The organism is Streptomyces zinciresistens K42 (genome assembly GCF_000225525.1).
In the GTDB taxonomy this organism is placed as follows: Bacteria; Actinomycetota; Actinomycetes; order Streptomycetales; family Streptomycetaceae; genus Streptomyces; species Streptomyces zinciresistens.
On the sequence record NZ_AGBF01000481.1, the window covers coordinates 1 to 595 of the forward strand.

Consider the following 595-nt stretch of genomic DNA (forward strand, 5'->3'; position numbering starts at 1 on the left):
GGTCATGACGCTCAAGACCCTCCGATCTGCGGTGGCGAAGCCTGGACGTGGAAGACGTGCGCGGGCGCCCTGCCGGGCTCCAGGCGTACGTAGTTGGTCCGGCCCCAGCGATAGGTCTCGCCCGTCAGTTCGTCGCGCACGGACAGGGAGGCGTCGCGGTCCAGGCCGAGTTGCGGCATGTCCAGCGAGACCGTGCCCTCCTGGACGTGGTGCGGATCGAGGTTGGCGACCACCACGACCGTGTCCGGGCCCGTGCGCTTGCTGTAGGCGATGAGCGCGTCGTTGTCAGTGTGGTGGAAGCGCAGGTTCCTGAGCCGGTGCAGCGCGGGGTGGGTCCGCCGAATGGCGTTGAGGCGGGTGATGAGGGGGGTGAGGGTGTGGCCCTGGTCCTCGGCGGTCTGCCAGTCGCGGTGGCGGAGCTGGTACTTCTCGGAGTCGAGGTATTCCTCGCTGCCGGGGCGCAGGGGGGTGTTCTCGGCGAGTTCGTAGCCGCTGTAGATGCCCCAGGCGGGGGAGAGGGTGGCGGCGAGGACGGCGCGGACGGCGAAGGCGGGGCGTCCGCCGTCCTGGAGGTAGGCGTGGAGGATGTCGGGAG

General features: G+C 70.1%; 1 pseudogene. It reads right to left on the bottom strand.

Annotated elements, in window-relative coordinates:
* Positions 1 to 11: 11 nt before the first annotated feature.
* Positions 12 to 595: pseudogene (locus tag SZN_RS37305) on the bottom strand (alpha-1,4-glucan--maltose-1-phosphate maltosyltransferase); the annotation flags it as partial.